Raw genomic sequence first — 20019 nt, forward strand, 5'->3', positions numbered from 1 at the left:
GGCGCAAGCCGCCTGCATTAGGCGTAGATTACTGCTACAATCCTTTCCCCTTCGGGCGGCACTTATCCAACGTGCGCCTGTCTCTAACAGAAATACACTCCCTCGGCACAAGGTTAAACGTTTAAACGATGCGATTTTCTGTTGCGCGCGCTGCGCTTGTTCTAGCACACCTCTTCATCCTGGTTACTCCAATGGCGGCAAATGCCAGCCAGGTTATTATTCCTGCTCCGCCACAGCTTGCGGCGACAGCTTACCTGCTGATTGATGCGGATACCGGCAAGGTTATTGTCGAACACAATGCTGATGAGCAGTTACCGCCAGCCAGCCTCACCAAAATGATGACCAGCTATATTGTGTCTGAGGAAATATACGCTGGCCGGCTGCAGGAAACCGATCTGGTAAGAGTCAGTGACGATGCTTGGCGCCGTGGCGGTGCAAAGAGCGGTAGTTCTACGATGTTTTTGGAGGCGCGCTCTGAGGTACCGGTAATTGACATGCTGCGCGGGGTTATCATCCAATCGGGCAACGACGCCTCTATCGCGCTGGCTCAGCATATTGCCGGAAGTGAAGAAGCGTTCGCCGAGATCATGAACCAGCAGGCGCAACTTCTGGGGATGACCAACAGTCACTTCAGAAATGCGACCGGATGGCCGGCTGAAGGCCACCTGACTACAGCGCGCGACCTGGCAATACTCGCCAAAGCGCTTATTAACGATCACCCGAAGCACTACGCGCTCTATTCCGAAAAGCACTTTAAGCACAACGGTATCAGCCAGCCTAATCGCAATAAATTGTTGTTCACCGATAATACCGTCGACGGCATTAAAACCGGGCACACCGAGGCTGCAGGCTATTGTCTGGTGGCTTCCGCCAAGCGTGACGGGATGCGTTTGATATCGGTGGTAATGGGGGCTAAGTCAGAAAATGCGCGCGCGGCCGAGTCGAAAAAACTGCTGGCGTATGGGTTTCGCTACTATCAAACTCACAAGTTGTACAGCGCTGGCGATGAGCTCGGTAGCGCCCGCGTATGGGGCGGTGATCCCAAAGAACTGGTACTTACAATCGACCATGACATTCTTGCCACCATTCCCCGTGGCGGCGCGAAGAATGTGAAAGCCGCAATCGAGACCAACGCCAATATTGAAGCGCCCATTGCCAAGCATCAGCCGCTGGGTAAATTGAAGATTTCCCTTGATGATGAGGTTATCGTTGAAACTGACCTGGTTGCGGCGACGGATATAGCGGAAGCCGGGCTGGTGGATCGCGCCTGGGATGCAATTTTGCGGTTGTTTGAGGAATAACCTGTGAGCGAGCAGCAGCCTCCTAAAATTGAATTTCCCTGCCCTGACTATGTGATTAAATGCATGGGCACGGCGACAGCGGGTTACCGCGAGGCCGTACTCAATGTGATGGAGCGGCACGCGCCCGGTTTCGATACCAACAAAGTGAGTGTGCGCCCCAGTCGCAACGGGACTTTTGAGTCGGTCAGCGTATTTATTACCGCGACCGGCATTGAGCAGTTACAAGCGATCCACGAAGATTTGAAAAAACTGCCAGAAACGAAAATGGTGCTGTGATTGTCCGCAGTTGTTGTTAAAAACCTCGGCCAACTGGAATACGAGACTTGCTGGCAGGCGATGCGAGACTTCACTGATACTCGCACCGCCGCGACAGATGATGAGCTATGGTTGGTGGAACACCCTCCGGTCTATACCCAGGGGCAGGCCGGCAAACCAGAACATTTGTTACTGCCCGCGACCGATATTCCCGTGGTGCAAACTGACCGCGGCGGCCAGATTACCTATCACGGGCCGGGCCAACTGGTCGCTTACCCTCTGCTTAACCTGAAGCGCCGCAAGTTAGGCGTGCGAGATCTGGTTACACTCATTGAAAATTCTGTTGTTCGCCTGCTGGGCGACTACGGTATTATCGGCGAGCCGCGGCCAGATGCGCCCGGCGTTTATGTAGACGGTAAAAAGATTTCGTCGCTCGGATTACGAGTGCGCAAAGGCTGCAGCTATCACGGTGTGGCCATCAATGTGAATATGGATTTGCAACCCTTCGCTAATATTAACCCCTGTGGATATGCGGGTCTGGCGATGGTGCAGCTAACTGATTACACAGCAGAGCCCCCAAGCGTGGCAGAGGTTGCCGATCGCTACAGTGCGCGCCTGCTCGAGCTTCTAAAGTAGAGAACCTATGTCTGAACAGGATCTTAGCCCCGTCAAACGCACGCGGCGCATCCAACAGGGTGAAAAACTGCGCGATGCCGATAAGGTCGAGCGCATACCGGTCAAAGTAATTACCAGCGATTCGATGCTGCGTAAACCGGACTGGATTCGAATTAAAGTCAGCAGCTCGCCCGAAGTCGATCGCATCAAAAAGTTGTTGCGTAAAAACGCGCTCTCCACCGTCTGTGAAGAAGCCAACTGCCCCAATTTGGGCGAGTGTTTTAGCGGTGGGACGGCGACATTCATGATCATGGGGGATATATGTACCCGTCGCTGCCCCTTCTGCGATGTGGGCCACGGCAAACCCAACCCCCTGGACGCCAATGAGCCGCGCAATCTTGCGGAAGCTATCGCCGACATGAGCTTGAAATATGTGGTGATCACCTCGGTCGACCGCGACGATCTTCGCGATGGGGGAGCGCAGCATTTTGCCGACTGTATTCGCGAGTCCCGCGCGCTGTCACCCGAGTTGCAAGTTGAAATTCTGACCCCGGATTTTCGTGGCCGCATGGACATCGCCCTGGACATTCTCGCGCAGGAGCCGCCCGATGTGTTTAATCACAACCTGGAAACGGTGCCCCGGCTATATCGTCAGTCGCGCCCCGGTGCCAATTACAAATGGTCGTTGGAGCTACTACAACGCTATAAGGCGCGCAAGCCCGAGGTATTGACCAAGTCGGGGTTGATGGTTGGCCTGGGCGAGACCAAGGAGGAAATTATCGAGGTGCTTAAAGATATGCGCGCACACGATATCGACATGCTGACCATTGGCCAGTACCTTCAGCCCTCGCGCGACCACTTGCCGGTGGCCCGTTATGTGGAACCTGCTGAGTTCGACGAGTACAGTGCAATAGCCAAAGAGCTTGGCTTTGTGCACGCCGCCTGCGGACCGTTGGTGCGATCCTCGTACCACGCGGACAAGCAAGCGCACGGCGAAGTCGTCAAATAAGGCCGCGCTTCATCCTAATGAACGGAACGATAGAGATTTCGCATCTGCGGGAGTTTCCCCAGTGGGTGAAAACCGTGGCGGCCTGGCATCACCAGGAATGGTTGCGCAGTTTTCGTGCGGGCGGTGAACGCGCTTCTCGCGAGGAAGTGGGGGCAGACATTCGCGAGCGCGAGCACAACCTGCGTGCGCATTTTGATACCGATCCTATTCCGGCTACTTTTATCGCGCATCTGCCAAGTGTGGCGGAAGAAGCGCGCGTACCTGTAGGTTCGGTTAGTTTGGTTTTTTATCAATTCACCAAAAGTCGCAAACCCAGTGAGTGGGTGACGAATTTGTTTGTTGAACCGGAGCACCGTTGTCGCGGTGTCGGCCAGCAGTTGCTGAACTATATTGAAACCTATGCCGAAGGCCATGGTCTTGCTCAGCTGCGGCTCTACACGCGGGATAAAGCCGCCTACTATCAAAAACGCGATTGGACATTTACCCACAACGGGCTGGTACAGGGCAACGCGGTTTCCGTGTTAGAAAAGCGGGTCGGTGCAGAGCGTTAAGCACGCATTCCTTCCGCCATCTCATTTCTCTATCTAAATTTCAGCGATTCATTATTTACAGCGACAAAGGCTATGACTCAAAAAGTTGGTTTTATTTCTCTCGGTTGCCCCAAAGCCTTGGTGGATTCCGAGCGAATTCTCACCCAGTTAAAACTGGACGGCTACAGTGTCGTGCCGAGCTATGACGATGCTGATCTGGTGGTGGTAAACACCTGTGGATTTATCGATAGCGCCAAGCAGGAATCGCTGGATGCTATCAGCGAAGCCATGAGCGAAAATGGCAAAGTGATTGTTACCGGCTGTATGGGTAAAGGCAAAGACGCGGAAATTATCCGCGAAAGCTTCCCCAATGTTCTCAGTGTCACCGGGCCCGCAGCGTACGAAGAAGTCATGGGTGCGGTACACGAGTACATTCCGCCGGTGCGTGACCACAACCCGCATGTGGACCTGGTGCCACCGCAGGGCGTCAAGTTAACGCCGCGTCACTACGCCTATCTGAAAATTTCTGAAGGCTGCAACCACCGCTGTTCCTTCTGCATTATTCCCGATATGCGGGGCGATCTGGTAAGCCGCCCGATTGGCGACGTGTTGAACGAGGCCGAGCGTCTGGTGAATGCCGGTACCCGTGAGCTGTTGGTGATTTCTCAGGATACCAGCGCCTATGGGGTGGACCTGAAATACCGCACGGGCTTCTGGCAGGGGCGGCCGGTAAAAACCCGCATGCAGGAACTGTGTGAGGCACTGGGTGAGATGGGTGTGTGGGTTCGGCTGCACTATGTGTATCCCTACCCGCATGTGGATAACGTTATTCCATTGATGGCCGAGGGCAAAATCCTCCCGTATTTGGATATCCCTTTCCAGCACGCGAGCCCAACGGTGTTGAAAGCGATGCAACGCCCGGCACATCAAGAAAAAACCCTGGATCGGATTCACGCTTGGCGCAAAATGTGCCCGGATCTGACGCTGCGTTCGACGTTCATTGTGGGTTTCCCCGGTGAAACCGATGCGGATTTTGAATTGTTACTCGACTGGCTGGAAGACGCCCAACTGGATCGTGTTGGCTGTTTCCAGTATTCGCCGGTGGAGGGGGCCGCGGCCAATGCACTGCCAAACCCGGTGCCGGAAGAGGTGAAGCAGGAACGCTGGGAGCGGTTTATGGCGGCGCAGCAGCGAATTTCTGCGGCCAGGTTGCAGGCGAAAATCGGCAAAACTATTGATGTGTTAATCGATCGCAGTGAAGGCGTAAATGCACTTGGCCGCAGTTTCGCCGACGCACCGGAAATCGACGGTGTGGTTATTGTTGAAGACAGCGCCCACCTGCCCGCTGGAAGTCTCATTAAAGCGCGTGTTACCGCCGCGGATGAATACGATATCTGGGCAGAGCCCCTATAGCCTGATTGTCGCTTCGTAAAGCTACCGTATCAACGCCCCAGGACAACTCTGGGGCAACTCTCGATTTTCTCTCTTATCCCACTGATATTTCCCCTTCTTTTTACGCGCCAGTTAGCTGGCTCGCTCTGTGCTTATTATGGTGACCGCTCTGGATGTAACTTAACTGTGGCACGCTGGTGCGAGTCAATTTTTTAGCCACAGTATGCGAATGTCGATGCTCATGGAGAAGTCTGTAACCTCTGTTTCCTGCCAAGTGGCCGTAACAACGGCCGAGATCCGGACCTATTTTGGTTTACTGTTGGAACATATTCCTGTGCTCGCTTCCGTCGTTACGCCAACAGGAGACGTACTTTTTGCCAGTCGGCATCATGCACTTCTTTTTGACGTTTCTAATAATATCAATGAGTTAACAGAAGAGTCCGAGTTGTACCCGGCTTCCGCTCGCGCGCGTCTGCAGCAACTTCAGTCTACCTCGGCGATGGAATGTGAGTGGGAATTAACCGCTAAACATAAAGATGGCTCCACTCACCTTTACAAAATGCGTCGCACACGTATTGCCTGCCACCGGTTGTTGCCTGGCTACGCGGGCGAGCCGGAAATCCAGGCCTCCAGCGACGACGTTATTTACACTGTGGGTGTCGATATTACAGAAGACGAACTGGCTGAATCGGTTTTACGTGATCACAAAAGTCATCTCAATTTCGCGATATTCCACGATCCTCTCACTGGACTGGCAAACAGGTCGCTGTTTTACGATCGCGTGAACAAGAGCATTGCGCGCGCTAAACGCACTAAATCCAGTCTCGCGTTGATGCTGTTGGACCTGGATCGCTTTAAAAATGTTAACGATAGTCTTGGTCATGAGGCGGGTGATCGCTATTTGAAAGCGGTCGCACAACACCTTGTCGACGAGTTGCGCGATACCGATACAGTTGCCCGGCTCGGCGGCGACGAATTCGTAGTCGTACTGGAAAACGTCACCTGCAGTGAATCAATAGAAGCGATAGCCAACAAACTGCTCGGCTGCCTGCAACAGCCGGTGGTTATTCAGGGGCACCCGATAAGTTGTACCGCGAGCATTGGCATCAGCGTATTCCCCCACGACGGTGACTCTATTGATCAGCTTTTAAAACATGCTGATACCGCTATGTACCGAGCGAAGGCGGCAGGTAAAAACCGGGCACAGTTCTACGTTAGCGCGATGTCTGATTCGGCGGTCAATTACCTGCTGTTAGAAAATGATCTACGCCGTGCACTGGAGCAGAATGAATTACGGGTTTTCTATCAGCCACAGGTGGATTTGAACACTGGGCGGATTACTGGCCTGGAAGCGCTGGTGCGATGGCAACACAAAGATCGCGGTTTGATGTCGCCGGTGCACTTTATTCCTCTGGCGGAAGAAACCGGGTTAATCGAACCTTTAGGTGCCTGGGTGTTGGAACAGGCCTGTGCGCGTTTTCAGCATTGGCTTGCGGCAGGCATTGACCTGTGTAAGGTGGCGGTTAACCTTTCCACACGTCAATTCAGGCAGGAAGGGTTTGAACATACGGTAGCGCAGGTATTGCGAAAAACCGGATTGCCTGCACAGTGCTTGGAGCTGGAAATTACCGAAAGCTCGGCAATGGAAAACGCCGCCAATACAATCAATATGCTTAACTGTTTAAGCGACATGGGGTTATCACTGGCGATTGATGACTTTGGTACTGGCTATTCCTCGCTGGCGTACCTGCAACGTTTTCCGATCCAAAAATTAAAAATTGACCGCAGTTTTATCACTAACGTGGACCGCGACGATCAAGAGGCGGCGATTGCAAAATCTATCATTGATCTCGCCCACAATATGTCACTGGAAGTTATCGCCGAGGGAGTAGAGCGTGCCAGCCAGTGCCAATGGCTGGGCGAACGGGGTTGCGATCAAGTGCAGGGGTATTTTTACAGCAAGCCTTTGAGTGAGGAAGCACTGATGAACTTGGTGAGCGATTCCGAGCGCGTTATTTGCGATGCGTCCGGTGTTCGGCTTTTGAGTCAGCCTCTGGCAAAGCATTAAAAAACGGACAAAAGCATCCAATTTTTGTACGCCCTCAACTCAGCGCCAACACTCTCTGATAGTTTTCTTCCTGTCCTTTGTATTCAGCAATAGTTACCGGGCGGCCGCTGCTTATGGCGGCGTGGCACCGGTGCGCGTTTCAATTCAGTTAACAGATCAACAAGGAGTTTTGCATGTTCCGACTGCGCCTATATTTATGTTTATTAAGCTTGGTAAGTCAGCTAATGCTGACTGGATGCGGTGGTGGTTCTGACGGCGGCAATAGCAAGAATCCCGGCACCGGTGGGGGCAACGGCGGAACACCGCCATCAAATAATGCGCGGTTTGAATTTACCTGCGACCTGGGTGGAATTGATGCAACGCTGGTGATGAATGTCGAGGCAGTGAGCGATTCCGGGGTCGTCTTTGGTGCTGGCCCAAATCCTGAGATATCCGGCGTGGTGAGCACGGGGAGCGTTACCTACTACACGAGTGGTACCGTCACGTCCCCTGCCGCTGCGTATATTTTCACCGGCGAGAACAATTTTGCGGATTTTACCGACCTCAGCAATTCGAGCCGATTTCGTGTGCAGTGGATGGCGGACGGTGAAAACCTGATCATGTTAGTCAACCCGTTCGGCCCTGGCCCCAGTAACCATAATTGCACATTGGATTCTGCCGGCTACGTTTAGCCGGCCGACCCAAAGCGCTAAAGCGCAGGCTCGGGGTTACGTGTGAGGTTATCGTCTTCGTCGACAGTCACAACCCGGGCGATCGCCTGATAAGGGTAGCCTGCATTAAAGGCGATTCCGCCAACGGGCTTCCAGCCTTTATTCAAAAATTCGGTGATGCGATCTTCCAGTTGGGGCAGGCCGCTTGGGCCACTGATAATTTTGTATTCCGCTCGCTTCATTGTTTATCACTTTATTGGGGGGAGATAAGGCATTGCCAATATTGTTGTTTGCCTGCTTCGGGATTATAACGACAAGAGCCCATAAACTTGGTTGTTGTCGGCGCCACTTATTGCGCGTTGATTATTGCGGGCGCAATCTTACCCCAAACGGTTCAGGTTGGAACCGTTGCAATCGTCTGGAAGCGGATTTTTTGCTCTCTGGGTGGAAGAAACCCGAGATAATCAGCGGCAGGCGCGTGTGCGATCGGAACGGCGATCAAACAACCAGCTGTGGGTTTCTTCAAGAATTCCACGCGGAACGACGCTCGAAGGTACGCCACGGCGAATAGCCATTGTCTGGTCTTCGTCCCGCCCACTCGCGTAAGAAAGGTCCAGGAGTCGGTAATTTTTAAGAATGTCGCCCTGCGCGCTCAGCACCGGAATCACGCTGGCCCGCAAGCGTTTTTTACTGTCTTGCGACACAATCACGCCCAACTCTCCCGAGCTAAGTTCCACCACGGTCCCGGTAGGGTAAATACCAATGGCCTTAATAAACTCTTCTACCAGGCTGGCATCGAACTGCTGGTTCTTTGCTTTGTTAAGGTAAACAACCGCATTCGCCGGGGAAATTGCGCGGGTACAGTGGTAGGGGTTGATCAACAACTCGTAGGTTTCCACCAGGCCGCAAATTTGTGCAAGAAAGGGGATCTCCGAACCGGTCACTTGGTTAGGGTAGCCGCTGCCGTCGATGCGCTCGCAGTAGTGGGCAATGGTATCGGTAATGTCGTCACTGTAAAAACGCAGTTGCTCTAGTTGGTAGAGGGTTTCCTGCAAGTGTTGCCGGTATTCGAGCGAGGGTTTTGTGGGGCTGTAGCCGGCCAGTGCCTTATCAGACACACTGCTTTTGCCGATGCCTGTCATCAGCAGAGCCGTGCACATATGGTTTAACGAAAATCGATTGAGGCCGAGCTGTCGCCCTACAATAGTACCCCACACCGCCAGCCGGATAGTGTGCATGTAGATAGGTCGGCGCGAGGCGCGCACGCGACACAACCAGGCGAGCGCATCCGGGTTGCGGATAACACTCTCGACAACCTCAGAACTGCTGTCGACCAACTGCTCAATGTTCGCCCGCTTGCAGCGTAGCGTATGTTCACAAATCAGATAAATCTGGCGCTCCATGGTGCTCAGCAAGCTGTGAGACAGGTGCACTTCTTCCCGTACCGTTGCGCGGACCGGGTATTTTTCCACACAGTGCCTGCGTTGCCAGGCGGGCTTGGTGTTGCATGAGGTTGCTCTGTTTTGTGCTTTGCCCATTGGGCTGTCGATACGCGCCGGTTTGCATGACCGTGTTTCGTCCACAATCACGAAATTACAGTAGGCAGCAATTTGTTCGATGTCGCTTTCTGAGCGAATAAGAATACCCTGCAGCGGAAAATGCGTTCGCTCCCAGGGAACATCCAGGCGCGATACAAACATGCCGTGCTTAAGCTGTGAGACGTGTACTTCCTTTTGTTCGAGAGAGAGCATGTTGGCCACCCGTCGATTGTCGGTTCAGGTATGTTGTTAAACCGGTACAGACAGTCACAGAGGACGCTGATGAAACGTGGCGGTGGCGTATCTCTGGCGATCCCGCTGTCGTAGACCTTGAGTCCTTAGACCGGTAATTTTGCGTGCTGGGCTTTCGCGTCAGCGTGCCTTTTTATCAGAGTGTTGCTCGTGTCGCGGCAACAATGGCCGTTAAAAGTACCATAATTTTTACAATTGTATAGCGCGGAAAACATACTGAATGTACGTAAATTAACCGTTTTAAATTAAGCGCTTAGTCTCGAGGCCGGATTAAAACTTTCGTAAAAACATTGGCTTATGGATGATTTGCCATGATGAATATATTTAACATTGCGTCACCAGGTTATAACGGCGGGGTTTTAAGAGTTAACTTGTCCAAGACGAAGCCAACAAATTGATCAACATAAGCTTATTTGTTGATTAACGTGTCAAATTGCGGTGATGATTTTGGCGTCAGATTTATCCACCGCCGCTTTTTAATTGCAAATGCCAGTCACTGAAACCCCGCACATCGCCATGTTGCCGCAAGCGAAGAATGTCTTCGAGGTTAACCGTGGAGTAGAGCCATTGCGGTTTGTCCATTTCCCCGAGTGCTAATACGCCGTCGTTGCTGAGGGTGGAATCCGGCGGGGCGAATATCCCCGCTGCGCCGCAATTTACGTCCAGTGCGGTGGTCCACTCGGCGGTGCCAACCGTGGGAGACTGTACCACCACGCACTGGTTTTCCAGTGCGCGCGCCATCGCACCCAGTCGTACTCGCCAGTAACCTGCGACTGAGTCTGTGCATGAAGGGCAAAGAATTAATGTCGCGCCGGCTTCGCATAAGGCCCTGACTTGGAGCGGAAACTCCACATCGTAACAAATGGCCACGCCAATCAGCCCAAATGGAGTGATGAACAGGGTGTAGGCTTCACCTGCGGTGAGCTGCCACTCTTGCTTGTCGAATGGGGTGAGCACCCGTTTGCGCTGTGCGCCAACAAAACCTTGCGGGCCGTACATAGTGGCGACGTTGCGCAGCGAACCATCGGCGGCCGCGACAGGCAGGCTGGGGGCGAGAATATAGACCCCGTAGCGGCGAGCGAGGTCAGCCATATGCGCGTCGATTGCTGGTACCAGGGTTTGCAGCTCGAACGTGGCCTGGAGCAGGTTTTTATTGATGTCGCGGCCGAACACCGCCATCGCCTCCGCGCCGGCGTATTCTGGAAACACCAGAAGGTCTGCGCGCGCTGCGGCCTCTGCCACCCACTGGCTGATTTTGTCCAAGTACGCTTGCAGCGTCGAGGGTTCGTCGATGGGATATTGCGCCGCGGCAATTCTTACAAGGTGTGACATTTACAGCTTCCGTAGCCAATAGGCCATTGGGTGGGATATCTCTGGGCCATCGCGTGTTTCCGGCCACGCGAAACTGGTCGAGATGTCGTTCAATTTACGGTAACCGCGCTTGTGCCAGAACACGGTGTGATCACGATAACTCGCAGGTTTTTTGGGGTGGTCTGCGGGTCGCTCAATCGCGCAAAAGCAGGCAAGTTTATAACCTTTGTTGCGCGCGTGTTGCTCTCTTTGATCAAAAAAAGAGTGGCCTATGCCATTGCCTCGAGAGTGTTCCAGCAATACGGATTCGCCAAAATAGTTCATTTGTGTAAGATCGTATCCGGCACGGACCAGCGGTTGCGAAAAATCCGTGTGGTGACCATTTAACGATGACGCCGTCGAGCAACCGACAAGTTCACCGCGCTGATCGCGCGCGGTTACAATGATTGCGTCTTGCGCGGTGCAGAATGTTTTTAAATAGCTGGATTCGTAATTCTGATTGCCTGCGTAAAGATAGGGGTATTCAGAAAATACTGTCAGCCGCAACCGCGCAAGGTCTTCGACCAGGTGTCGCAGCGCAGGCCCGTAGACCCGTTCGATCCGGAAGTGTGTGTCAGCCATTCAGTTGTCCAGAGTTATACGTACACAGACCACGCGTGTTGCTGCGCAGTTAAAATCGAGGTTGGTAATTTATTTTGCAGGGGGGCGTAGGGGGCGGTTGCCTATCACGATTGTTTTATCCTCCCGTGACAATTGCAAACTGAAGCCCAGTTTTTTGGCGAGTTCTTGCATGGGGACATTATCGGCCAAAATTTCTCCCTGCATTCGCGTCAGTCCTCTATGACCTGCGTAGTCGATAAGTGCTTGCATAAGTTTGGTCGCGATTCCTTTACCCTGCCAATTATCGGCAACAGACACCGCAAATTCGCAGCTTTGCCCGTCAATATTTATTGCGTAGCGGGCCGAACCAATTTCTTCTTCCTCTTCATTATTGTTGATCACTGCCACAAAAGCCATTTCGCGGTCGTAATCAATTTGTGTCATTTTTGCCAGCATTTCTGGTGGCAGCTTTCGAAACGTGTTCATAAAACGAAAATGTTTGCTGTTTTCAGAAAGCCCTTCGATAAATGCGCGTTCGAGTTCGGCGTCCTCAGGACGCACTGGACGAATCGTACAAGGCACGCAGCCGGCGACCGTCACTTTTTGTACGGCGTGGCTGGGGTAGGGATGAATCGCGGTGTGGGAGTAGGGTAGCCCCGGTGGTTTGGGGCGCAGGCGAATACGTGCGTCTACAGCGGTTACGCCGTTGCTGTCCGCTAGTAGCGGGTTAATTTCAAGCTCAAGCACTTCCGGTAACTCACAAGCAATATCGGAAATACTCATCAAACAGTTTTCCAGTGCCGCCAGTGCAATTACAGGTTGCTGACCCTCTTTTGAGAGCATGTCGCCGAGCTCGGATTCCTGGATAAGGTTGGCAGCCAGTAATCGGTTGAGTGGAGGCAAGGAGACTACCCGGGTACGCTTCGCGGCAACCCCGCCCGGGCCGAGGGAAATAAAAGGGCCGAACACCGGATCCTGTTCGATAGCCAGACGCAACTCACTGGCGGCTGGCGAGAGAATCATGGGTTCGATCACTATGCCCGGGTTTTCCACGGCAAATGGTAGATTCTCCAGAATTCGACGCAAACCTGCGTAGGTGTTTTTTACCGCCGGCAAGGTGCGGATATTAAGTTGCACGCCGCCATGAGAACTTTTGTTGCTGAGGTTACTGCCGTGAATTTTCATCGCTACCGGCAAACCAATTTCAGTGGCGGCTTCCATGGCTTCCTGGGCGCTGTGAACAAGAATGGTTGGCGCGATGGGAATCCCAAACGCGGCCAGAATTGTTTTTGATTCGGTTTCTGATAATTGAAATTGTTCGCTGCGCAGCGCGGTGTCGATCACGGTATGCGCGTCTTCAATCGTTGCTGTAATGGTTTGGCTTAGTGGCGGCGGAGTCTGGAGCAACAATTTCTGGTTGCGGAAAAACGTCGCCAGGTAAGCGAACGCCTGCACTGCCGTTTCTGGGAGTCTGAAAATTGGGATACCGGCAGAGGCAAATAAGCGGCGTGCGGGCAGTACGCGATTCTCGCCCATCCAGCACGCAATAACCGGTTTCGATGTTTTTTTAATGATGTCGATCAGGCGCTGGGCAATAGCGACAGGGTCGGTGGTTGCCTGGGGCGTCAACATGACCATCACCCCGTGGCATTCTGTATCGGCCAGCATAATTTCCAGCGCTGCAGCATAACGGTCTGCATCCGCGTCGCCAAGAATGTCGACCGGGTTGCTGTGTGACCAATAGTGCGGCAGCAATTTGTCCAGTTTTTTGTGCGCCTCCTCCCCGAGTGGCGCCAGTGGAATGTGAAGGTCGCTGGCACGGTCGCACGCCATTGCCGCGGGCCCGCCGCCGTTGGTGATAATTGCCAGCTTGTCGCCACGCAGTCGCGTGCCGCGCGCAAGAATATTGGCGGCTGCCAACAGATCGCCCAGGTGCATACCGCGCACGACACCGGCACGTTTAAGCGCCGCGGCAAATACGTCGTCGTCGCCAACACGGGCACTGTTGTGGGACTGTGTGACTTCAATCGCAGCTTTGTGGCGTCCCGCCTTTATCACAATAACGGGCTTTACTCGGGCGACCGCTCGCAGCCCACACATAAAGGAGCGGGCATCGCGTATACCTTCAACGTAAAGCAAAATACTGCGGGTTTTGCCGTCACTTACCAGAAAGTCGAGAATATCGCCAAAGTCCAGGTCGGCGCAGGCTCCGATAGAGACTACACTCGAAAAACCAATATCCTGCACCGCTGCCCAATCCATGACGGCAGTGCATACGGCGCCGCTCTGGGAAACCAGTGCAAGGTTGCCCGATGCGACCTCACCAGGGCCGAAGGTCGCATTAATGTTGGTGCTCGGATGAGCGATTCCCAGGCTGTTCGGGCCGATAAACCGAATGCCATATTTGCGCGCGATTTCCACCAATGCCTGCTCCGAGACCTTACCCGGCTCGTCTGGCTGCGCAAAACCGCCGGCAAAAATCACCGCAGCTTTTACTTTGTGTTTGCCGCACTGCTTGAGAATGTCTTTGACCGTGTGCGCAGGTGTCGTAATGATGGCCAGCTCGATATGATCGTCTATGTCATCCAAAGAGCGGTAGCAGGTGTGATTATCAACGGAGGTGTATTTCGGGTTGATCGCGTAAAGCTGGTTGCAGAATCCTGCTGCAATAAGATTGCGGAACACCACCGATCCTGTGGCATTCGGTCGCTGACTTGCGCCAAAAACCGCGATGGATTGGGGGGCAAACAAGTCGGATAAATAATGTTCAATAAAATCTGACATAAGGTAATGCTGATAATCTTACCCTACTTTAGCAGCCTGTTGAAAAACTCGCCGTGTGGTTATCGCAATGGGGAAAATTTATCAGGCGAAGGCGTGTGGGTGCAAACCTGCGCGATTTCACGGCGCAGGTGGACCTGTGTTGTTCTAGCGGCTCCGTGCCTGCCGGTGCCAGGCCAGCACCAGAAAGTAGAGGATCGCCCCCACTGCCCCTGCCGCTACGCAGAGCCAGTGCAGGTCGTTAACATTTAGCATGTGTAACAAGGGGTTATCTGTAGTGAAAGGCGCGAACGGCAGCAAGTCACCATGCATGATTGCGTCGAGAACAACATGGCTGTAGCAGCCGATCAGGGCGCTTATAGTCGCCGTGGGCCAGCTTACCAATAAACCTACCTTAATGTGGTTGGGCCACCGATTTAACAGGTTATCTATTGCGTATTTGCCACTCACGGCGCTAAAAATTGCCAACAAAGTTGCGCCGAGCAGTGTATGAGTGAACCCGTGCAGATGGCCCTTGCCGGTGAGCAGTACCAACAACGGCTGAATATCCATGACGATTTGCGCCCAGGCAAATATCACGAGGCTGAAGCTGCCTTGCAGCAGACTTTTGAAAAGCAGGCCGGGGCCGAGATGGAATGGGGTGAACGGCATGTTAGCTCAGATAGCGATTTATTCTTAGCTCCAAGTTTACATGATGTTGTTGCTTGTTGGCCGGTGATGTTAACTGCAAAATTTATTTTCGTGCTCGAGCAGCCAGCGCTTGCGTTCTAATCCGCCGCCGTAGCCAACCAGCTTGCCGTCTGCGCCAATCACCCGGTGACAGGGAATAATTATCGCAACACGATTGTGGCCATTTGCACGCGCTACCGCGCGCACGGCTGAAGGCACAGCAATGCGACAGGCTTGCTGCTGATAGCTGGCGGTGCTGCCATAAGGAATATCTATTAAGCCGCGCCAGACTTTCTGCTGAAATTCGGTACCCGGAGTATCCAGCGGTACACTAAATTGCGTGCGCTCGCCAACGAAGTACTGTGCTATTTCTTGTTCGGCTTGATGAATGTGCGCGTTGGTGCCGGCAATAATAGGGGCCTTGCATAAACGTTGCAGATCCTTAAATTCTGTTTCCAGCATCCGACGATCGACAAACTCCAGCAAACAAATACCGCGCGAGCTCGCGGCAACAAACATTGGTCCAATTGGGGTGGTAATACGGTGCAACAGGATCGGACTAGCATTCACTCGCGATGCTGGCGAGTGCCCGATCAACTTTTTATACGTATAGCCGAAACCGCTTAGCGATTCGTAACCGCTGTCCATTGCACTCGCGGTCACACTCTGTCCCAGCTTGAGTTCTTCTACCGCCATGTTTATTCGGTACATGCGTTGGAATTGTTGATAGGTCATACCATAGTGTGCTTTAAACCAGCGGCGAATTTTTTCCGGGCTCAAGCCGCGCGCGCGGAGCTGGGTATCAGACACTTTTTGTTTTGGTTGCGCCAGTACCCAGCGCATGGCGGTGGCGACATCGGGAGGAGCCTGGTGCGCATTTTCCGTGGGCCTGCACACTTTGCAGGGACGGAACCTGTCTCTAAGCACTTCGTCCAGATCGGTGTAAAAAACCACATTTTCCTGTTTAGGCTTACGGGCGCGACAGGTGGCTATGCAGAAGATCGAGGTGGTTTTAACGCCAACGTAGAAGCTGCCGAGAAAATCCGGGTCGCGAGCGACAAGTGCGCGGTAGTAGCGGTCGATGGTTGCAGCATCTCGGATGGGCATGGCAGTCAGCTGTTCTCTTTCGGCGGATGACACTTGGCGTCCACATGGGGCGCAGGAGAATGGCAAGTATTGCGTGAGGCGGGTTTAGCAACAACCGAAAATTCGACAGGTAATTTTGGAGTTGGCGGCAGATGTGCGCGCAGCGTTTTGGGAAAGGTGTTGTTGCCTTTGTGAATTGCCTCCACCGGTTTATCTGCAGATCACACCGACGGCGCCCTGCTCACGAGTGAGTGCTAGGGTGCAGCTCTCTGGGCGCCATCTTCTGCACTTCTATCGATTGCCTGCGAAAGTAGCTGCGATTGACCTGAGTGGCGCATTTTTCCCGTGCAGGCGACAAAAAAGATTTGAGTGCCCAGAAGGACAAGTATAAAAAACTGCCGTGGAGAGAGCATGGCGCACCTTTAGGGCAACAGGAGTTGCGTAAACTTCTGACAAGAAAATTAAAACCGCGATCTATGACAGTTGTTGTAGCACTGTAAAAAATCGATAGCACGGAATTCAGCCGTAACCTATTAGTTTGGCCGATATTGCCCATAGATTCGGAGTATAGGGAGACTAATTCGTGTGCGTTTACTATTGCAGGATTGGTAGATAAACGCGAGCAGTTGCGCGTTTATATGGGTGCGATATTTAACGACAGGTCGCGCACTGTAATCATGCCAACAGACAATAACTATGCCAATAAACAATAACTATAACGAGGCTTTAAAAGCCTAGCGCGCATGTCCTGCTCTGTCTCTGCAATCTCCCCTGTGGTCGGTTTCAGCCTCACAGGTTCGTTGCCAATTATAGATACACCAGTCTGCGCGTGGACAAGGAGAGAATGTCATGTCTGAAGTCATCCAATCGCACAGCGATTCCACTAATAACTCGGCTTACCCACTATTGTCCTTGCTGATTGGTCCTGTATGCATGTTGATTTTTGCATGGGTGCCACCGCCAGAAGGTTTGAATGATGCCGCCTGGGCAACCATCGGTCTGGTGCTCTGGATGGGCATCTGGTGGATCACTGAGGCAGTACCTATTCCTGTGACATCATTTTTACCGCTGATTGTCGCCCCACTATTGGGTATTGCTTCCATGAAGGAAACCGCAGCGCCCTATGCACATCCGCTCATTTTCTTGTTTATGGGCGGTTTTGTTTTGTCATTAGCGATGGAGCGGTGGGAGCTACACAAACGGGTGGCACTCAATACGCTCTTGATGATCGGCGCAAAACCCAGTGCGCAGATTGGTGGCATGATGGCGGTAACGGGCTTTTTGTCTATGTGGATGTCCAATACGGCAACTGCGGTTATGATGCTGCCAATCGGGCTGTCGGTGATTGATATGTTGCGCAGTGGGAAGCTGGAGTCTGCGGGCTTTGCCAATGCACTTCTCCTGGGGATCGCCTACTCTGCCTCTATTGGTGGCTTGGCCACTCTTATTGGTACGCCACCCAATGCGTTGATGGCGGCTTACCTCAACGATAACTTTGAAATTAACATCGGCTTTGCGGAATGGATGTATGTGGGTGTTCCTCTCTCTGCTGGCCTGTTGTTGTTCACCTGGTACACCCTGACTCACGTGACTTATAAAGTTGATCGGGTCACTTTGGACAACCCCAAGCATTTGTTTCGCGAACAATTGCGAGCATTGGGGCCGATGAAGCGACCGGAAAAACTTGTACTGATGGTGTTCGCGGTTACCGCATTTGCGTGGATGTTTCGCCCCTTGCTGGCGGACCTACTGCACTTGAAATTGAACGATACGGTAATTGCCATGGCAGCCGCCTGCGCGCTCTTTATTATTCCTGTGGATAAGCAGAGTACGCGTATTCTGACCTGGAACGACACCGCAAAAATGCCCTGGGGAGTGTTGATGCTGTTTGGCGGTGGTTTGAGCCTGGCGGTTCTGATCAAGAGCTCCGGGCTGGCACTTGCCATTGCCGAACAGGTGGAACTGCTGCAGGGCATGCCCACCTGGATCATGATTGGTGCGGTGGTCTGCGTGATTGTGTTTCTAACCGAGGTGACCAGTAATACAGCGACGGCAGCAGGCTTTTTACCGCTTTTGGGGCCGGTTGCGTTAACCCTCGCTGGAACGCCGATGATGCTGGTTGTACCTGCTGCAATTGCTGCGAGTTGCGCGTTTATGATGCCGGTGGCGACGCCACCGAACGCAATTGTTTTTTCATCCGGCCATTTAAAAATAAAAGATATGGTTTCCGCTGGCGTAATGCTTAACGTGTTTTCTATTGTCTGGGTGTCGTTAATTACCCTTACACTTGCCCGCTGGTTGCTTAATTTTTAAATTGTAAAATATGTCACCTAAGTGTGGGAAGAGCCGCACTGGCTTGGCCCACACTAAGCAGTGCATCAAATGTTGGTATCGACGGGGCTAAAGGTTTTTTTCAGCAATTCTGGTGGGAATTCCATCCAGACTCTGCTGATTCTTGTTGCCCCAATACTCTTTGATGCCTTGCTCCCCCTGCTTTTCAGCCCAATCATTCAGCAATTCGCGATCGCCCACATAATTAAAATATGGCACTGACATACCGCACGAGGTTTGTACCATGTCGATGTCCAGCACAAATATTTGCCGTGCTCCTGGCTGCGGAGTGAACAGAGAGTAGGTTTCCTGCCAGGTGTCGTCGTTGTGATGAATTGCGGTTGCAGTTCCGTACAATCGCAAAATTACCGGTTTACCTTCAAATGCGGCAAACATAATGGTCATACGAGGATGAGTTTGCACGTGTGCGGCAGTCTCGTTTCCGCTGCCGGTAACGTTTAACCATGCGACTTGGTTGGTGTTGATTACCCGCAGCGAATCCAAACCTTTAGGAGAAATATTGACTTTGCTGGTGTCGGTTGCGGTGCCGACAAAAAAGATTTTTTGCTGCGCGATAAACTCTATGTGATTTTCTTTGAGTTCCGAAAATTGCTTACCCATTGTGGTCGTCCTTCCGCCAAGGTGGTTGTAAGGTCGTAATTGTACTACGAAGTGCAACGTGGATTTTCTCGTCAGGCCATTTGCCAACGCTCACTTATCACTGTTGTGGTGGAAATCCGTCGAATGTGGGTGCGTCCGGGTCGACCCAGTCTGCACGATCAGCAAAAAATATTTTGGCTCCCGCGGGGATTGGGGGCTCTTCGTCGAGGCTGCCTGCGGGAACAAGTGCCATAGTGTCGTCTATTTGGGTGGGTAGTGCAGAGCCACAATGGGTGCAAAAGCTCTTTACATGTCTGCAATTTTCGTGGTTGTAGGTATTGATCGTATCGGTATTGCCTTCCCAATTAAGTGCGGCTTCACGTACAAAAATATTCGCCGCGTGGGCTGAGCCCGTGTCTTTTCTACAGCGAGAGCAATAACACAGAAAAAAAGCGGCATAGTCACCGGTGAGTGAAAAACGGGCTTTGCCACACAGGCAGGAACCAGAAATTGTTGATGGCATACTAGGCACTCTTCTAGATTTGGATGGGGTTGAAATCGGTAATATTTAAGGTGAACTCGTCATCAATAGCGTTTTTGTATAAATCGACATCCACTTGCTCGGGGTAGCCGTAGGTACTGTTATAGATCACTGTTACCTCATCAGCTTGGTCTACAATGAGCTCCTCAATCGTATCAAAAAGCTCGTCGATGTTTTGCACATAGGCGAGTTCTTCATCGCTTAAATAAGTGCCGCTCGGGGTGTAAAAGGCGCTAGTCACCTGATTGTTTTGTACTTCGATAATCAGAGCTTCTGTTTGTGGGCAAAAACAAAATCGGCGATAGGTGAATTGGTAATAACTTAAATTTGCTTTGCTCCATATTGCGCGCGCCTCGTCTAATTCCTTGGTGCTGTGATCTTTGTTGTCGCCGTTACACCCCAGCAACACAATGGACGTAAACAGTGGCAGCAATATGGTTGTAGCTTTACGTGCGATATTCATTGTTATGTCCTTTGTAATGAAGTACAC

Annotated in this window: 19 protein-coding genes and 1 riboswitch; of the genes, 9 read left to right on the top strand and 10 right to left on the bottom strand. The window is 52.5% G+C overall.

What is annotated here, in order from left to right:
- Positions 1–128 precede the first annotated feature (128 nt).
- The 8 genes from TERTU_RS02660 (at position 129) to TERTU_RS02695 (ending at position 7841) form a co-directional block, all read left to right on the top strand.
- Positions 129–1301, top strand: a complete 1173-nt coding sequence (locus TERTU_RS02660) for a D-alanyl-D-alanine carboxypeptidase family protein (protein WP_015818372.1) — start codon at positions 129–131, stop codon at positions 1299–1301.
- 3 nt (positions 1302–1304) lie between these two features.
- Positions 1305–1577, top strand: coding sequence for a YbeD family protein (locus tag TERTU_RS02665; RefSeq protein WP_015817300.1), 273 nt, complete (start codon positions 1305–1307; stop codon positions 1575–1577).
- Positions 1578–2192, top strand: a complete 615-nt coding sequence (lipB, locus tag TERTU_RS02670) for a lipoyl(octanoyl) transferase LipB (RefSeq protein WP_015817360.1) — start codon at positions 1578–1580, stop codon at positions 2190–2192. It abuts the gene before it with no gap.
- Positions 2193–2199: 7 nt separating this feature from the next.
- Entirely contained in the window at positions 2200–3180 is a 981-nt protein-coding gene (lipA, locus tag TERTU_RS02675; RefSeq protein ID WP_015820827.1) for a lipoyl synthase, read from the top strand.
- Between the two features lie 17 nt (positions 3181–3197).
- Positions 3198–3731 carry a GNAT family N-acetyltransferase gene (locus tag TERTU_RS02680; protein ID WP_015817049.1) on the top strand — a complete coding sequence of 178 codons (534 nt, stop codon included), beginning with the start codon at positions 3198–3200 and terminating at the stop codon, positions 3729–3731.
- Positions 3732–3803: 72 nt separating this feature from the next.
- Complete coding sequence (gene rimO / locus TERTU_RS02685; RefSeq protein WP_015820126.1) at positions 3804–5123, top strand: 30S ribosomal protein S12 methylthiotransferase RimO; 1320 nt, start codon at positions 3804–3806, stop codon at positions 5121–5123.
- Positions 5124–5337: 214 nt separating this feature from the next.
- Positions 5338–7170, top strand: coding sequence for an EAL domain-containing protein (locus tag TERTU_RS02690; protein ID WP_041590029.1), 1833 nt, complete (start codon positions 5338–5340; stop codon positions 7168–7170).
- A gap of 224 nt (positions 7171–7394) precedes the next feature.
- Entirely contained in the window at positions 7395–7841 is a 447-nt protein-coding gene (locus tag TERTU_RS02695; protein ID WP_228378251.1) for a hypothetical protein, read from the top strand.
- A 17-nt stretch (positions 7842–7858) separates the two neighbouring features.
- Here the strand turns inward: TERTU_RS02695 and TERTU_RS02700 are convergent, their stop codons facing one another.
- From TERTU_RS02700 to TERTU_RS02730, 7 genes are all read right to left on the bottom strand, one after another.
- Positions 7859–8062 (bottom strand): DUF1737 domain-containing protein, encoded by a 204-nt coding sequence (locus tag TERTU_RS02700; RefSeq protein WP_015819394.1) that lies wholly within the window; start codon positions 8060–8062, stop codon positions 7859–7861.
- Between the two features lie 222 nt (positions 8063–8284).
- Entirely contained in the window at positions 8285–9571 is a 1287-nt protein-coding gene (locus TERTU_RS02705; RefSeq protein WP_015818749.1) for a cyclic di-GMP phosphodiesterase, read from the bottom strand.
- Positions 9572–9663: 92 nt separating this feature from the next.
- A riboswitch (cyclic di-GMP riboswitch) is annotated at positions 9664–9750 on the bottom strand.
- A gap of 319 nt (positions 9751–10069) precedes the next feature.
- Positions 10070–10942 carry a carbon-nitrogen hydrolase family protein gene (locus TERTU_RS02710; protein WP_015820171.1) on the bottom strand — a complete coding sequence of 291 codons (873 nt, stop codon included), beginning with the start codon at positions 10940–10942 and terminating at the stop codon, positions 10070–10072.
- Positions 10943–11542, bottom strand: a complete 600-nt coding sequence (locus TERTU_RS02715; protein WP_015820764.1) for a hypothetical protein — start codon at positions 11540–11542, stop codon at positions 10943–10945.
- Positions 11543–11611: 69 nt separating this feature from the next.
- Positions 11612–14305 (bottom strand): bifunctional acetate--CoA ligase family protein/GNAT family N-acetyltransferase, encoded by a 2694-nt coding sequence (locus tag TERTU_RS02720; protein WP_015820491.1) that lies wholly within the window; start codon positions 14303–14305, stop codon positions 11612–11614.
- A gap of 144 nt (positions 14306–14449) precedes the next feature.
- Complete coding sequence (locus TERTU_RS02725) at positions 14450–14953, bottom strand: metal-dependent hydrolase (RefSeq protein WP_015819022.1); 504 nt, start codon at positions 14951–14953, stop codon at positions 14450–14452.
- A 69-nt stretch (positions 14954–15022) separates the two neighbouring features.
- Positions 15023–16078, bottom strand: coding sequence for a bifunctional transcriptional activator/DNA repair enzyme AdaA (locus tag TERTU_RS02730; RefSeq protein WP_041590030.1), 1056 nt, complete (start codon positions 16076–16078; stop codon positions 15023–15025).
- 828 nt (positions 16079–16906) lie between these two features.
- On the opposite strand from TERTU_RS02730, the gene TERTU_RS02735 reads away from it, so the two are divergent.
- Positions 16907–18370: an SLC13 family permease gene (locus TERTU_RS02735; protein ID WP_015817643.1), complete on the top strand. Its 1464-nt coding sequence runs from the start codon at positions 16907–16909 to the stop codon at positions 18368–18370.
- A gap of 87 nt (positions 18371–18457) precedes the next feature.
- On the opposite strand, the gene TERTU_RS02740 is transcribed toward TERTU_RS02735, so the two are convergent.
- The 3 genes from TERTU_RS02740 to TERTU_RS02750 all read right to left on the bottom strand — a co-directional run bounded on the left by TERTU_RS02740 (position 18458) and on the right by TERTU_RS02750 (position 19992).
- Entirely contained in the window at positions 18458–19009 is a 552-nt protein-coding gene (locus tag TERTU_RS02740; protein WP_015820045.1) for a pyridoxamine 5'-phosphate oxidase family protein, read from the bottom strand.
- Between the two features lie 97 nt (positions 19010–19106).
- The gene (locus tag TERTU_RS02745) at positions 19107–19511 is read right to left on the bottom strand and encodes a GFA family protein (RefSeq protein WP_041590031.1); all 405 of its coding nucleotides are present in this window, start codon (positions 19509–19511) and stop codon (positions 19107–19109) included.
- 13 nt (positions 19512–19524) lie between these two features.
- The gene (locus TERTU_RS02750) at positions 19525–19992 is read right to left on the bottom strand and encodes a DUF6174 domain-containing protein (protein ID WP_015818855.1); all 468 of its coding nucleotides are present in this window, start codon (positions 19990–19992) and stop codon (positions 19525–19527) included.
- Positions 19993–20019 lie beyond the last annotated feature (27 nt).

This window comes from Teredinibacter turnerae T7901, from assembly GCF_000023025.1.
Lineage (GTDB): Bacteria > Pseudomonadota > Gammaproteobacteria > Pseudomonadales > Cellvibrionaceae > Teredinibacter > Teredinibacter turnerae_B.

Excerpts from the sequence above, each read along its gene's own strand:
- TERTU_RS02660 (WP_015818372.1), top strand. The coding sequence starts at position 129 with ATGCGATTTTCTGTTGCGCGCGCTGCGCTTGTTCTAGCACACCTCTTC.
- lipA (WP_015820827.1), top strand. The coding sequence starts at position 2,200 with ATGTCTGAACAGGATCTTAGCCCCGTCAAACGCACGCGGCGCATCCAA.
- TERTU_RS02680 (WP_015817049.1), top strand. The coding sequence starts at position 3,198 with ATGAACGGAACGATAGAGATTTCGCATCTGCGGGAGTTTCCCCAGTGG.
- rimO (WP_015820126.1), top strand. The coding sequence starts at position 3,804 with ATGACTCAAAAAGTTGGTTTTATTTCTCTCGGTTGCCCCAAAGCCTTG.
- TERTU_RS02690 (WP_041590029.1), top strand. The coding sequence starts at position 5,338 with ATGCTCATGGAGAAGTCTGTAACCTCTGTTTCCTGCCAAGTGGCCGTA.
- TERTU_RS02695 (WP_228378251.1), top strand. The coding sequence starts at position 7,395 with ATGCTGACTGGATGCGGTGGTGGTTCTGACGGCGGCAATAGCAAGAAT.
- TERTU_RS02700 (WP_015819394.1), bottom strand. The coding sequence starts at position 8,062 with ATGAAGCGAGCGGAATACAAAATTATCAGTGGCCCAAGCGGCCTGCCC.
- TERTU_RS02705 (WP_015818749.1), bottom strand. The coding sequence starts at position 9,571 with ATGCTCTCTCTCGAACAAAAGGAAGTACACGTCTCACAGCTTAAGCAC.
- TERTU_RS02710 (WP_015820171.1), bottom strand. The coding sequence starts at position 10,942 with ATGTCACACCTTGTAAGAATTGCCGCGGCGCAATATCCCATCGACGAA.
- TERTU_RS02715 (WP_015820764.1), bottom strand. The coding sequence starts at position 11,542 with ATGGCTGACACACACTTCCGGATCGAACGGGTCTACGGGCCTGCGCTG.
- TERTU_RS02720 (WP_015820491.1), bottom strand. The coding sequence starts at position 14,305 with ATGTCAGATTTTATTGAACATTATTTATCCGACTTGTTTGCCCCCCAA.
- TERTU_RS02725 (WP_015819022.1), bottom strand. The coding sequence starts at position 14,953 with ATGCCGTTCACCCCATTCCATCTCGGCCCCGGCCTGCTTTTCAAAAGT.
- TERTU_RS02730 (WP_041590030.1), bottom strand. The coding sequence starts at position 16,078 with ATGCCCATCCGAGATGCTGCAACCATCGACCGCTACTACCGCGCACTT.
- TERTU_RS02735 (WP_015817643.1), top strand. The coding sequence starts at position 16,907 with ATGTCTGAAGTCATCCAATCGCACAGCGATTCCACTAATAACTCGGCT.
- TERTU_RS02740 (WP_015820045.1), bottom strand. The coding sequence starts at position 19,009 with ATGGGTAAGCAATTTTCGGAACTCAAAGAAAATCACATAGAGTTTATC.
- TERTU_RS02745 (WP_041590031.1), bottom strand. The coding sequence starts at position 19,511 with ATGCCATCAACAATTTCTGGTTCCTGCCTGTGTGGCAAAGCCCGTTTT.
- TERTU_RS02750 (WP_015818855.1), bottom strand. The coding sequence starts at position 19,992 with ATGAATATCGCACGTAAAGCTACAACCATATTGCTGCCACTGTTTACG.